This is a genomic window from Anaerobutyricum hallii (assembly GCF_900209925.1).
In the GTDB taxonomy this organism is placed as follows: Bacteria; Bacillota; Clostridia; order Lachnospirales; family Lachnospiraceae; genus Anaerobutyricum; species Anaerobutyricum soehngenii.
This window is the reverse complement of the sequence record NZ_LT907978.1, coordinates 872008-884548: the sequence shown is the minus strand read 5'-3', so window position 1 is coordinate 884548 and position 12541 is coordinate 872008. Positions and strand designations below refer to the sequence as shown.

12 protein-coding genes are annotated in these 12541 nt (G+C 37.3%); 4 read left to right on the top strand and 8 right to left on the bottom strand.

Annotated elements, in window-relative coordinates; all coding sequences use genetic code 11:
• Positions 1–142 precede the first annotated feature (142 nt).
• Positions 143–1489 carry a nucleotidyltransferase family protein gene (locus tag EHLA_RS03990; RefSeq protein ID WP_096239403.1) on the bottom strand — a complete coding sequence of 449 codons (1347 nt, stop codon included), beginning with the start codon at positions 1487–1489 and terminating at the stop codon, positions 143–145.
• 383 nt (positions 1490–1872) lie between these two features.
• On the opposite strand from EHLA_RS03990, the gene EHLA_RS03985 reads away from it, so the two are divergent.
• Positions 1873–3108, top strand: coding sequence for an acetate/propionate family kinase (locus tag EHLA_RS03985; protein ID WP_096239402.1), 1236 nt, complete (start codon positions 1873–1875; stop codon positions 3106–3108).
• A gap of 152 nt (positions 3109–3260) precedes the next feature.
• Here the strand turns inward: EHLA_RS03985 and EHLA_RS03980 are convergent, their stop codons facing one another.
• The 5 genes from EHLA_RS03980 to EHLA_RS03960 all read right to left on the bottom strand — a co-directional run bounded on the left by EHLA_RS03980 (position 3261) and on the right by EHLA_RS03960 (position 7209).
• Positions 3261–3470, bottom strand: a complete 210-nt coding sequence (locus tag EHLA_RS03980) for a DUF4177 domain-containing protein (RefSeq protein WP_096239401.1) — start codon at positions 3468–3470, stop codon at positions 3261–3263.
• Positions 3471–3703: 233 nt separating this feature from the next.
• Positions 3704–4942: a 3-isopropylmalate dehydratase large subunit gene (locus EHLA_RS03975; protein ID WP_096239400.1), complete on the bottom strand. Its 1239-nt coding sequence runs from the start codon at positions 4940–4942 to the stop codon at positions 3704–3706.
• 9 nt (positions 4943–4951) lie between these two features.
• Positions 4952–5443, bottom strand: coding sequence for a 3-isopropylmalate dehydratase small subunit 2 (locus tag EHLA_RS03970; protein WP_021906674.1), 492 nt, complete (start codon positions 5441–5443; stop codon positions 4952–4954).
• 32 nt (positions 5444–5475) lie between these two features.
• Complete coding sequence (locus EHLA_RS03965; RefSeq protein WP_096239399.1) at positions 5476–6729, bottom strand: 3-isopropylmalate dehydratase large subunit; 1254 nt, start codon at positions 6727–6729, stop codon at positions 5476–5478.
• A gap of 3 nt (positions 6730–6732) precedes the next feature.
• Positions 6733–7209, bottom strand: a complete 477-nt coding sequence (locus EHLA_RS03960; protein ID WP_096239398.1) for a 3-isopropylmalate dehydratase small subunit — start codon at positions 7207–7209, stop codon at positions 6733–6735.
• A gap of 388 nt (positions 7210–7597) precedes the next feature.
• On the opposite strand from EHLA_RS03960, the gene EHLA_RS03955 reads away from it, so the two are divergent.
• Positions 7598–7777: a DUF4250 domain-containing protein gene (locus tag EHLA_RS03955; protein ID WP_096239397.1), complete on the top strand. Its 180-nt coding sequence runs from the start codon at positions 7598–7600 to the stop codon at positions 7775–7777.
• Positions 7778–7861: 84 nt separating this feature from the next.
• Here the strand turns inward: EHLA_RS03955 and EHLA_RS16405 are convergent, their stop codons facing one another.
• Complete coding sequence (locus EHLA_RS16405; protein WP_021907374.1) at positions 7862–8038, bottom strand: DUF6472 family protein; 177 nt, start codon at positions 8036–8038, stop codon at positions 7862–7864.
• Between the two features lie 170 nt (positions 8039–8208).
• Here EHLA_RS16405 and EHLA_RS03950 point away from each other — a divergent pair, with 170 nt between their 5' ends.
• Both EHLA_RS03950 and EHLA_RS03945 read left to right on the top strand, forming a co-directional pair.
• The gene (locus tag EHLA_RS03950; protein ID WP_096239396.1) at positions 8209–9132 is read left to right on the top strand and encodes a phosphatase; all 924 of its coding nucleotides are present in this window, start codon (positions 8209–8211) and stop codon (positions 9130–9132) included.
• Between the two features lie 79 nt (positions 9133–9211).
• Positions 9212–9484: a hypothetical protein gene (locus tag EHLA_RS03945; protein WP_021907376.1), complete on the top strand. Its 273-nt coding sequence runs from the start codon at positions 9212–9214 to the stop codon at positions 9482–9484.
• A gap of 480 nt (positions 9485–9964) precedes the next feature.
• On the opposite strand, the gene EHLA_RS03940 is transcribed toward EHLA_RS03945, so the two are convergent.
• Positions 9965–12394: a heavy metal translocating P-type ATPase gene (locus EHLA_RS03940; protein WP_242970759.1), complete on the bottom strand. Its 2430-nt coding sequence runs from the start codon at positions 12392–12394 to the stop codon at positions 9965–9967.
• Between the last annotated feature and the right edge of the window lie 147 nt (positions 12395–12541).

Below are 12541 nucleotides of genomic sequence, written 5' to 3'. Positions count from 1 at the left end.
GAGTCCCCTCACATTGGATACGTAAACTATTATAACGCGATTCTAAAAAATTCTCTATATTATTATGTTAAATTCTGTCTTTGGCAATAGTAAGCCACTTTCGAATAATGAGAGAATCACACAAAAAAAGAAACGCACAAATTTATTTTACTATTTGTTGGCGTGTATATTCTCTAACCGGTTTTCTTCCGGCTTTTCTTGCGGCAATCTGCTCATAAAAATCCGCACTACGAATATCTACATTATAAATCTGAGCCTGTGGGGAACCAGCAGCATATAACTTTTTACCTTCGATTGGGCGCTGAATAATATCTATACTGGATTCCTTTCGTATTTCCCTCAAAAGCGGGGAGGCTTTTTTAGAAAAACCTAAAATTCTTGCATACGGTACCGGAATGTTTTTCGCTTCTTCTAAAAATGGATAATATTTTATATGGAGTACGATATGCAAAAGTACTCTCCTTAATGCGGCATCCGTAAGTTGTTTTGCGTGAAGTCTTTCTATTAAAGTTTCAAAAGAAAGCCCTGGTTCAAATAAATTTTGAAATCTTCTCGCCAGATCAAGGTTCATTCCAAAGTATTTTCCGATCACCCTGTTTTTCAAAAGAAACGTATATTCAAGATACGGCATCATATCTTCCCATGTAACAAAGTTTCCATGTAAAAACCCTTCTATAAAAGGTGAATATTCTCCGCAAAGTGCATTTACAAATGCACTCTTTTCATATTTTTTAGCGACATAGTTTTCTTTATCCACAGAGTACTCTCTATTTACAAACATTTTTTCATTATTTTTATTAAAAAATATTTTATTTCCTTTGTTCCTACTATAATATTGATACAGTTCCATTCTGATGGATGTTGCAGAAGAATACTCTTCGGCAAGTATTTGTTCATGATAATGGTTTCCTTTTCTTTTAACGGTAATTGGTTGAATGGAAGAATTTCTCCGACGCAGTGCCTTAATATATTCTAAACCTAATATGTGATTCGGCTCTTTCAAAAATTCTACGGCTGTTTCTGGTTTCGAATCAAAAAGCAGCTTTCCTGCTGCGAAAGCTCTTGCTTCTGGAAAACTTTTTCCTCGCTTTAATTGTTCTTGTAAAATCTGCCTATATTCTTCCGGTTCTTCAAGAAACAACGTCGCATAGGAAGAGTAATCTTCAACATCTGCCCATTCACTTCCAAAAGAAAGATAATCAACACAACCTAAGCGGTCAAGTATGCCGATACCTGCAGTCGCAAAATATTCTGCACTGGCTGTCGCATATATTACCGGCATTTCAATGACGAGATCTGCCCCTCCTGACAGAGCCATCCGGGTTCTCATATATTTATCTGCAATTGCTGGTTCTCCTCTTTGTACATAATCTCCGCTCATTACTGCAATAACGTAATCTGCTCCTGTCTGCTTTCTTGTTTCTTCTATATGATATTGATGTCCTTTGTGAAACGGATTATATTCTGCAATGATTCCTGCTACCTTCATAACGAATTCCTTTTCTATTATCTACTCTTTACGATTATAAATATTTTAAACCATCTATAGTATACCTGAAAACAAATAAAACAGCAACTTTTCTGTTTCTTGTGATTTCTTACATTTTTATACTTGTATAATCGCGTATTTTTGACATTTTTATCTTTTTGTCTAATCATGTTAACTTTCAAACAAAAACGTTTATTGTTTATTATGAAATACAATTACCTATCAAAACTTAAAAAAAAGTGCCGAAATAACAAAAAAACTCCATCACAAGTTGAATAAGTACATTTCCAACGTAAAAAAAAAGTTCTATAATATGCCTAACAGAATAAAATAAGCGAAATTTGGCGTTTCGTAATAAATTATTATACAAAAGGAGATACAAAATGAAGGTATTAGTAATTAACTGCGGTAGCTCTTCTCTCAAATATCAGGTTATCGATTCTGAGACAGAACATGTTCTTGCAAAGGGTTTATGTGAAAGAATTGGTATTGATGGTGTTTTAACTTACCAGCCTGCTGGTCAGGACAAGATTAAATATGAAGCTGCTATGCCTGCACATCGTCAGGCTGTTGAACTTGTATTAAAACAGTTAACAAACCCTGAAAATGGTATTTTAAAATCTATCGATGAAATTGATGCTGTTGGACACCGTATGGTACATGGTGGTGAGAAGTTTGCTTGCTCTACACTGCTTACAGATGAAGTATTAAAGACTGTAGAATCCTGTAACGACTTAGCTCCACTTCACAACCCTCCTACATTAGTTGGTGTTGCTGCTTGTAGAGAGCTCCTTCCTACAACTCCTATGGTTGGTGTATTTGATACAGCATTCCATCAGACTATGCCACCAGAAGCTTACATTTATGGTCTTCCATACGAGTATTATGAAAAATATGCTGTTCGTCGTTACGGTTTCCATGGAACATCTCACAAATATGTTTCTTTAAGAGCAGCTGAAATCCTTGGTAAAAAACCAGAAGATTTAAAAATCGTTGTATGCCACCTTGGTAATGGTTCTTCTATTTCCGCAGTTGATGGTGGAAAGTGCGTAGATACATCTATGGGACTTACTCCATTAGAGGGACTTGTAATGGGTACACGTTCTGGTGATATCGACCCTACTTGTATCGAATTCATCGCTCATAAAGAAAACCTTTCTCTCGAGCAGGTTATGGATATCATAAATAAGAAATCTGGTGTTCTTGGTATTTCCGGTGTTTCTTCTGACTTCCGCGATCTTGATGAAGCTGCAAAAGCAGGTAACAAACGTGCTGATTTAGCTTTAAGAGTATTCGCTCACTCTGTAGTTAAATATATCGGAAGTTTCATTGCCGTTATGAACGGTGTTGATGCTATCGTATTTACAGCTGGTATCGGTGAGAACGACGATATCATCCGTTCAAGAATTATCGAACACTTCGATTATCTTGATACAACATTAGACCAGAAAGCAAACAAGATGCATGGAGAAGAACGTATCATCTCTACTCCAGATTCCAAAGTAAAAGTTATCTGTATCCCAACAAACGAAGAGCTTGCTATCTGCCGCGATACCGTTGAGATCGTTACTAAAAAAATGGTAGAAGATACAGTGAAAGACGTTTTAAGCAATAACTAATCCTTTCCATATTTTTTATCATATCTTCATTACTTAATATAAAGAATCCCCCAGAAAGTTCCTCATCTGGGGGATTCGCTTTTTAACTTATATATTCACTTTACAAGAAATGAATCTATAAGTTTATTCGATTCTTTTTTATTCAATTTTTCTTATTCAATTCTTTCAAATACCATCGTAGCCTGAATACGGTCTCCGCCTCCAAGTCCCTTGCTTCCGCCTGATGTGGTACTGATTGTGTGTAACCGATATCCCTTATCTGCCTGTTTGTTAATTACATCCTCCAGTTCACTTAAATTCTTAGATGAAGTTCCAATTAACTTCTCCTTTAATGTAACCTGTAATACAACATATTTCTGCATAGACCTTCTCCCTTCCTCTTTGATGTAGTCTCAGAGTCTTTTCTAATCAGAGTCTTTTCTAAGAGTACATTTTGCATCCTCAATGTGTTTCTTTCATTATACTATACAGCCGCTCTTATGTATATATATTTATACAATTTCCACTATTTTTAATATGTATGTATTATTCTAACGTCACAGCCCCCTGACAACTATATACGTTAGTTATCAGGGGGCTATTTTTTATCTTTTAATTACTTTGGTAATGTAATCTTTCCATAAACTGCAGATGTTGCCGCAGTTGCAGGGGAGCCTAGATAAATTCCTACTTTAGATGTTCCCATACGTCCCAGGAAATTTCGATTATTTGTTGCAAGTACTTTTTCTCCGTCACAAAGGATTCCTCCTGCACGTCCACAGCATAATCCACAGCCTGGTTGAGTAATAATTGCTCCTGCTTTTGCTAAGGTTTCCATATAACCTGCTTTTATTGCCTCAATGTAAATCTTACGGCTTGCCGGAGTTATGATGGTACGACATGCTACCGTCTTTCCTTCAAGGATTTTTGCTGCTACTGCTAAATCTTCTAATCGTCCGTTTGTACAGGAACCGATGAATACCTGATCGATATCTGTTCCGACAAGTTCGCTCACAGGATGGATATTATCTACCTGTGAAGGGCAGGCACACACCGGTACGAGTTCTTCCGCCTGATACGTGATCGTCCGGCAATACGCAGCATCTTCATCACCATATAACCAATCGACATCTTCCATCTTTACTTCTGAATACTCACAGGTTTTCTCATCTGGACGGAACAGGCAGCACTTTGCTCCTGCTTCAATCGCCATATTAGAAATCGTCATTCTAGAAGCAACAGACATGGCATCTACTGCTGAACCTGTAATCTCAAGTGCTTTGTATGTCGCCCCATCAGCACGCAAATCTCCAATTAAACGTAAAATAACATCTTTCGCTGTTACATTTGCCGGTAATGTTCCATTAATAACTACTTTGATTGTTTCTGGAACACGAATCCACATTTCTCCTGTACCAAGTATCGAAGCCATCTCTGTGTAACCGATACCAGAAGAAAAACAGCCGACACATCCATACGTTGTTGTATGGGAATCTGTACCAAAAACAATATTACCCGGCTTTGCATAACCCGCTTCTGTCATAAGCTGATGACAGATACCGTCACGTCTGTGTACGTGTGTTAAGCCGTATTTATCCGCAAAAGCATCTCCAATCTTAAAATGGCGAACATCTTCTACTGCACTTGTCGGAACAAGATGATCGTAGATCAATACCACTTTATCCGGATCCCAGAGCTTTGTAAATCCCATTTCTTCGAACTTTTCTGCAACAAAAGGAATGAAAATATCATGAATCATTACTCTGTCAACATTTACTGTAACAATCTGGCCAGGAGTTACTTTAGAAAGGCCAGTATTTTTTTCGATAATTTTCTCAATTAATGTACTTCCCATGACTGCCTCCTAAATAATTCCGTTACGTTTCTGCATCGCTTTTACAAGACCACCTGCATTAATAATGTCCATCAGGTTATCTGGCAGTGGATGAATCGGATATGTCTTTCCATCAAATTCTAAAGATTCACCCATATGCACTGTCAGGGTATCGCCTTCTTTAATCACATCCTGAATATCACTGTTCTCAATAAGCAAAAGTCCGTTATTAATAGAGTTTCTAAAGAAAATACGGGCGTAAGACTTTGCAATGACACACTTGACTTTCAATGCCTTAATAATTTCCGGTGCCTGTTCTCTGGAGGAGCCACAGCCAAAATTCTTTCCGGCAACAATGATATCTCCTTCCTGAATCTGCCCTGCAAGTTCCGGTCTTAACGGAGAAAATCCATACTGCTTCATATCTTCAACGGTAGGAAGTGCCAGATACTCTGTCGGAATAATAATATCTGTATCAATATCATCACCGAGTATCCATACTTTTCCAGTAAACTGTTCCATGATATACTTACCTCTTTCTATGATAAAATGCTTTACGCTTCCGGTTCCGTAATGTATCCTGCAAGAGCAGAAGCTGCTACTGTTGCAGCACTTGCCAGATATACTTTGGAACTTGGCGCACCTGCACGACCTTTAAAGTTTCTCGTTCCTGTGGAAATCAGTACTTCATTCTCACCGATTACACCCTGACAGCTTCCCCAGCATACGGAACAGTTACAATTCATAACCATCGCTCCTGCTTCCATTAAAGTAGTGATAATTCCCTCTTCTAACGCCTGAATGTAAACAGCTTTTGAAGCCGGTGCAACGATGAATCGAACCTTAGGATCAACCTGTTTTCCTCTGACAATCTCAGCAGCTACCCGAAGGTCATCAATACGTCCATTATTACAAGAACCTAAGAAAGCTTCGTCAATAGCGATCCGCTCTTCTTTTACATCTTTAAGCAGGGCAAAATTATCTACAAAATCCGGGCGTACAACAACTGGTTCAATCTTACTCAAGTCATAATCATACACTTCACAAAAATGTGCATCCTCATCACTTTTAAACATATGTACTGCCTCACGACCATGCGCTTTACAATATTCTACAACCTTTTCATCCGGCTCAACAATACCAGCCTTTGCACCAGCCTCTACAGTGAGATTACAAAGAACCATACGGTCATCAACAGAAAGCTTGTGCGCTCCATCTCCCGCAAACTCCATAATCTTATAATTCGCTCCATTCGCTCCGATATCTCCAATAATCGTAAGAATTAAATCTCTTGGGTAAACCCCTTCTTTTAATTCTCCATGCAGATTAAAACGGATTGTTTCAGGAACCATAACCCAGGATGTTCCTGTTGTCATCGCATATAAAAAATCTGTACATCCAACCCCTGTACCAAACGCTCCTAATGCTCCGTAAGAAGTGGTATGTGAATCTGCGCCAAAAATCAACTCTCCAGGGCAGACATAATCTTCCATCATAATCTGGTGACAGACTCCCTGTCCTTCATATAACTTAATATCATTCTCTATTGCAAAATCACGCATCTTTTTATGTGCCTCTGCTGTCTTCGGGTTCTCAGCTGGAACATTGTGATCCATGATAAATACTACTTTATCTTTATCTGCAATTTGAGGATGTTTTAATTGATTATGATACATATCCACCGTAAGATGTGTTGTACCATCATTACTCATCATACGATCAAGTGTTACTGTATGGATATCATTCGGTTTTACAAAATCAACACCAGCAGCACGAGCGATAATCTTTTCTCCTAAAGTCATTCCCATAATCTACGCTTCCTCCTTATTTAAAGATGCAATCAATCCTCCGGCATTCAAAATATTCTGCATATATTCCGGAAGCTTTGTACAGGAAAATACCTGTCCGTTAACCGTGACTGTACCTGCAGAAAGATCAAGCTCTGCCTCTCCACCGTCTTCTACATAATCGTATAATTCCTTACATACAATAACCGGGAGTCCGATATTGATTGAATTACGATAAAAGATTCTGGCAAATGACTTGGCAATTACCGCTTTAATTCCAAGAGCTTTTAAAACACTCGGTGCCTGTTCTCTCGATGAACCACAGCCAAAATTCTCTCCGGCAACGATCAAATCACCCGGCTGCGCTTTTTTTGAAAAATCAGGATCTAAGGATTCAAATGTATATTGTTTCATTGCTTCAATATCTGGTAAAAGTAGATACTGTGATGCAATGATCTGGTCGGTATCCACGTCATTATGGAATTTCCATACTTTATTCATAAATATTACCTCCAATAAAATTTCTATTTATTAGAATACTACAAATTAAAAATGAAGTCCAGAAAATCAACGTTTTTTTCCATTATTTTTCCACTTTCCATAACTAATCTCTATATAGTATATTAATCTAAGAATTTTCTTTCAATTTTCTCTTGCTTTTTTCTAAAATTTCATATATAATTTAAACATAAATTAGACATATTATTCTAATTTTAAAGAGATGTCACTACTATACTGGTTCTTAAATATTTATTTTATATATTTATGTGTAGACATCTCTTTTTTTGCGTTCATTTATCTCCGAGAATATTTCGATAAAACTTATGTTATTAGATATTCAATAATGCCTCGGCATATTTACGATTAATTTCCAAGAAAGGATACTACTATGGAACGATTACCCAAAGATCCGATTATGCTTTACAGCGTCATTAACACAAAGCTGCGCGACTTCTACTCTTCATTAGAGGCTTTGTGCGAAGATATGAATATTGATGAGAATACTCTTAAAGAAAAACTATCTTCTGCAGGCTTTGAATATAATAAAGAGCGAAATCAGTTTATCTAATACTTGGATAAGCTGATTGTTAACCGACTTCCATTACCCCCGGATTTAATCCCTGATTATATCTTCTATTCTACATCTTATCTTCTAGATCTGTTTCCGCACAATCTTATACTCATCATACATCTGAAAATACGGACAACTATCTGCAGAACCAGACAACATTCTCGCCAGATCATCCTCATCCAGATTCACCTGGCATTCTCCTGTCCCATCTTCTTCATCAATCCAGTAATATGCACATAAATCACATTGACTTGTCATAGCTAACTCCTTTATTGTAAAAATATTACATTTATTTTATCACAATACTTTTTTTATTTCAATATTATTTTTCATATTCTTTTTTACATAAATTTGACTTATATTTCTTTCCTTTCTTACCAATACTTGTTATTATAAACTATAGCGATTTTATCAGGAGGTTAATATTTATGAAATGTGCTATTGTCGATTTAGGTTCCAATACAATCCGTCTTTCTCTTTACAATACATTAGAAAACGGAAGCTTTGAAACCTTATTCTCAAAAAAATATATGGCCGGTCTTGCCGGATATGTCTCCCATGGAATTATGTCTAATGATGGTATCAATCAGGCATGTGCCGTACTGCTTGATTTCAAAGTCCTTTTACAGCAGCTTGGTGTGAACGAAATGCATGTGTTTGCCACCGCTTCTTTACGTAATATCAAGAATACAGAAAAAGCACTTGAAACAATCAAGCGCAGAACTGGTCTTTGTGTCGATGTCATTGCCGGCAGCGAAGAAGGTATCTTAGGCTACTATGGTGCCCTGTACACAACCGATTTAAAGAACGGTATTATGTTTGATATTGGTGGTGGAAGTACTGAATTCGTTCGTGTAAAAAATGGAAAAGTAAAAAAATCCCAAAGTATTTCTATCGGTTCTTTAAATCTTTTCCACAATCACGTTTCCGGTTTATGGCCAGATAAAAAAGAACAAAAAGCGATTGCAAAACGTATTTCAAAACGACTCGATGCTGTTGATTTTCCAAAAAAAGTACCAGAAAAAGTCTGTTGTGTCGGCGGTACATGTCGTGCCATCTTAAATATTGTCAATTACCATTTTAACAAAGAGGAAAATAATCGAATCATTACAAAAGATGAATTCAATAAAATTTTAAAAATACTATTAAAACGTGATGCTGCTTCCCGTAATTATATTTTAAAACTATGCCCAGATCGTGTCCATACGATCATCCCCGGTATGCTTGTTGTAAAAGAAATTATAGAAAGACTTCACTGTGAGAAGATATGGGTATCCCGCTACGGTGTGCGCGAGGGATATCTTTGTAAAAACTTTTTAATGACAGGTTCTACACAAGAACTTCCACAATAATTCTTTCTCCAAGACACCTTGAAGTATTCGCAATAAATGTTATAATGGTTTATTGTGAAGATTTTTAGGAGGAGATATCATGACAATACTTGAAAAGAGAAAGTTAGCACCAGAACGAGATGAACATTTAAAAAAAGGAGAATTCACCGTTTTAAATGGAGAATATTCTAAAAACTTTAATGTATATGTTGTAGGAACCAAACATAAAGAAGCTGTTGATTTTATCAAAGTTGCTTTAGACCGTTCTACAGATAATGTACTTGGCTTTGGAATCAAGATGGGATGCCAGAAAAACTTTAATGTTATCGTATGGGATGAAGAAGATATTCCAGAAGAATACAGAGCAGATTAACTACTAATTTGAGAGACTAAAGAAACGAAAACCAGAAATTTAATATAGAAGAAAATGTGAAGATAGTCGCTTCGCAGAAAATGCCTGACCGGCATTTTTACTCGCTCCGACATCACATTTTCTTCTATATTAAATTTCTGGTTTTCTGCTCTTTGGTTCCAGATGGAAATTAGTGATTTGTGTTGGAAAGAGAAGGGGATTTTTGGGAAGATTATGATTTTTAATCAAATAACTATTTCTCCATAAGAAAATATTCCTTGTCTGGAGCCTTTATTTGGATGAAAACCATAGCCTTCTGGACAATCCCCTCATTCTCACCGATTGTGGATTTAGATAGTCAGAAAAAAGAAATACTGCCCTATCCCAGATGCGGCTTCGGAGCGTGTTTAAGATGCGGACGAGCATTTTAAACACAGCGACTACAGAGCAGATGGGATAGGGCAGTATTTCTTTTTTCGTCTATACGAAATCTACAAACTATTATTTTCTATGAAGAATCCTAATGGAATTCAGAAGGCAGAGTACGGATACTCCTGTATCTGCAAATACTGCGATCCACATATTTGCAAATCCGAAAAGTCCCATGATCATAACAATAATTTTAATCGCAAGTGCAAATACAACGTTTTGCCATGAAATGCTGTTTGTCATCTTTGCAATGCTGACTGCTTCCGGAATCGCTTTCATTTCAGAATTCATAAATACGACATCTGCTGCTTCAATTGCTGCATCTGCGCCGCTTCCCATTGCCGCACCAACATCTGCGCCAGCGAGTACCGGTGCATCGTTGATACCATCTCCGACAAACATAACTGCTCCATGACTTTCTCTGATTTTCTTCAGCTCGGATAACTTATCCTGTGGAAGCAATTTTGCATGTGCTTCGTCGATTCCTGTTTCTTTTGCAACAGCATCTGCGCTCTCCTGCGCATCGCCTGTAAGCATTGCAGTAATGATTCCCTGCTTCTTTACCGCTGCGATTGCTTCTTTCGCATCTTCCTTTACTGTATCAGAAATAACAATGTTTCCAACAAATTTACCGTTTAATACAACGAGGACTTCTGTGCCAAAGTCTTCTTTCTGATAGGAGCTAAGATCAACATTCTGTTCATCCATAAGCTTTCTGTTACCACAAAGAACCACACCTTTACTAAGTTCTGCACGTATACCATGTCCTGCGATTTCTTCTACTTTAGAAGGCCGCTCAATGGAAAGTCCCTTTTCTTTTGCTGCATCTACAATACTATTTCCGATCGGATGTGTAGAAGACAATTCACAACTTGCACTGATTGCTAACAAATCATTTGCAGTCATCGCATTTCCTGCCGGATTTGCTTTCTGAACTACAAAGTTACCTTTTGTGATCGTTCCTGTTTTATCCATTACAATTGCTTTGACATTTTTAAGCCCTTCAATAGCAATTCCTCCTTTAAAGAGGATACCTTTTTTAGAGCCCGCTCCAATTCCTGAAAAGAATGCCAGAGGAACACTTAATACTAATGCACAAGGGCAACTGATAACAAGGAATGTCAATGCTGTATAAATTGATGCTGTTCCGCTTGTTCCATAAATGGTATTTACTGTTCCTGTGTATGCACTATCTACAAAAAGATGCCAGTTCAGAGAATCAGGTAAAATAAATGGAAGAACAATTGCTACAAATAATGCAAAAAATACAACAAACGGTGTATACACTCTTGCAAAACGAGTAATAAACTTGTCAATATTCGGCTTACTTGCTGCTGCATTTTCCACCGAATCAAGAATTCTTGTTACCATAGATTCCTCAAGAATCTTCTCAACACGAATTTTTAACTGTCCTGATGTATTGACACATCCGGAAACAATATTATCTCCTGTTTTTGCCATAACCGGTACTGGTTCACCGGTGACAGGTGAAGTATCAATACGGCTCTCTCCATCAATGATAACACCATCTAATGGAATACGGTCACCGGGACGTACTAAAAGGATATCTCCTACATTAGCTTCTTCTGCATCAATGACACGAATATCTTCTCCAACAATAAGATTAACAACTTCCGGTCTTAAGTCAACTGCTTCCATAATCTGTGTACGACTCTGCTCCGTTGCTTTTTCTTCAAAATACTCACCAATACGATAGAAAAGCATAACACCTACTGCTTCCGGAAATTCCTGAATACAGAACGCACCAATTGTTGCGATACACATCAAGAAGTTTTCATCAAATACCTGACCTTTCATGATATTCTTCCCGGCTGTAACTAATACTTTGCCGCCAAGAACTAAATATGCAATCAAGAATAGAGCAAACATTGGAATTGCCGGTACATTCCCAATATGTTCAAGTACCTCACCAATAATAAATATTACTGCTCCAATACCAATACTTACTAATGGATTATTAAATGAGAATTTCTTCTCTTCTTTTTCTGCTGATTTTGCTACTTTATTATCTTTTGGCACAATTGTAATTCCATCTTCCATAGAATCAATTGTTTCTTTAATCAATGGAATCATCTGATCCGGATTCTTTGCAGAAAGCTTCATCTGCTTTGTCGCATAAGTAATTGTCAGATCATCTACACCATTGAGTGTTCTTAACTTTGCTTCAATCTTAGCTGCACAGTTTGCACAGTCAAGTCCTTCCAAAATATATATCTTTGTATTAGAAATACCTGTTGGTCTCTTTCTCTGTCTTGGAACAATTGTCACGCCGTCTTCAATAGAATCTACAACAGCCTGCATTTTAGGCAATAACTCTGCCTGATTATTTGCTGAAACACGAAGCTGCTTTGTTGCAAATGCTACCGAAGCAAATCCTACTTCCGGCATCTGGCGGATTTTTGCCTCAATCTTAGCCGCACAATTCGCACAATCAATTCCTTCTAAAATATATACCTTTTTCTCTAAATCCTCATCCGGCATATGGCAAGTACACTTTGCAAGACTTTCTCCACATACGTCACAATATTCTATATAAGAATTACACTGACTGCAATCACAGTGATCCGGATGTCCGTCTACATGATGATATTCCACTTCAAAATGTGTATGTGATCGCGTCGCCTGTGG

Bases quoted from the DNA above. Each gene is read 5' to 3' on its own strand.
- EHLA_RS03990 (WP_096239403.1), bottom strand. From the start codon at position 1,489: ATGAAGGTAGCAGGAATCATTGCAGAATATAATCCGTTTCACAAAGGA.
- EHLA_RS03985 (WP_096239402.1), top strand. From the start codon at position 1,873: ATGAAGGTATTAGTAATTAACTGCGGTAGCTCTTCTCTCAAATATCAG.
- EHLA_RS03980 (WP_096239401.1), bottom strand. From the start codon at position 3,470: ATGCAGAAATATGTTGTATTACAGGTTACATTAAAGGAGAAGTTAATT.
- EHLA_RS03975 (WP_096239400.1), bottom strand. From the start codon at position 4,942: ATGGGAAGTACATTAATTGAGAAAATTATCGAAAAAAATACTGGCCTT.
- EHLA_RS03970 (WP_021906674.1), bottom strand. From the start codon at position 5,443: ATGGAACAGTTTACTGGAAAAGTATGGATACTCGGTGATGATATTGAT.
- EHLA_RS03965 (WP_096239399.1), bottom strand. From the start codon at position 6,729: ATGGGAATGACTTTAGGAGAAAAGATTATCGCTCGTGCTGCTGGTGTT.
- EHLA_RS03960 (WP_096239398.1), bottom strand. From the start codon at position 7,209: ATGAATAAAGTATGGAAATTCCATAATGACGTGGATACCGACCAGATC.
- EHLA_RS03955 (WP_096239397.1), top strand. From the start codon at position 7,598: ATGGAACGATTACCCAAAGATCCGATTATGCTTTACAGCGTCATTAAC.
- EHLA_RS16405 (WP_021907374.1), bottom strand. From the start codon at position 8,038: ATGACAAGTCAATGTGATTTATGTGCATATTACTGGATTGATGAAGAA.
- EHLA_RS03950 (WP_096239396.1), top strand. From the start codon at position 8,209: ATGAAATGTGCTATTGTCGATTTAGGTTCCAATACAATCCGTCTTTCT.
- EHLA_RS03945 (WP_021907376.1), top strand. From the start codon at position 9,212: ATGACAATACTTGAAAAGAGAAAGTTAGCACCAGAACGAGATGAACAT.
- EHLA_RS03940 (WP_242970759.1), bottom strand. From the start codon at position 12,394: ATGCCGGATGAGGATTTAGAGAAAAAGGTATATATTTTAGAAGGAATT.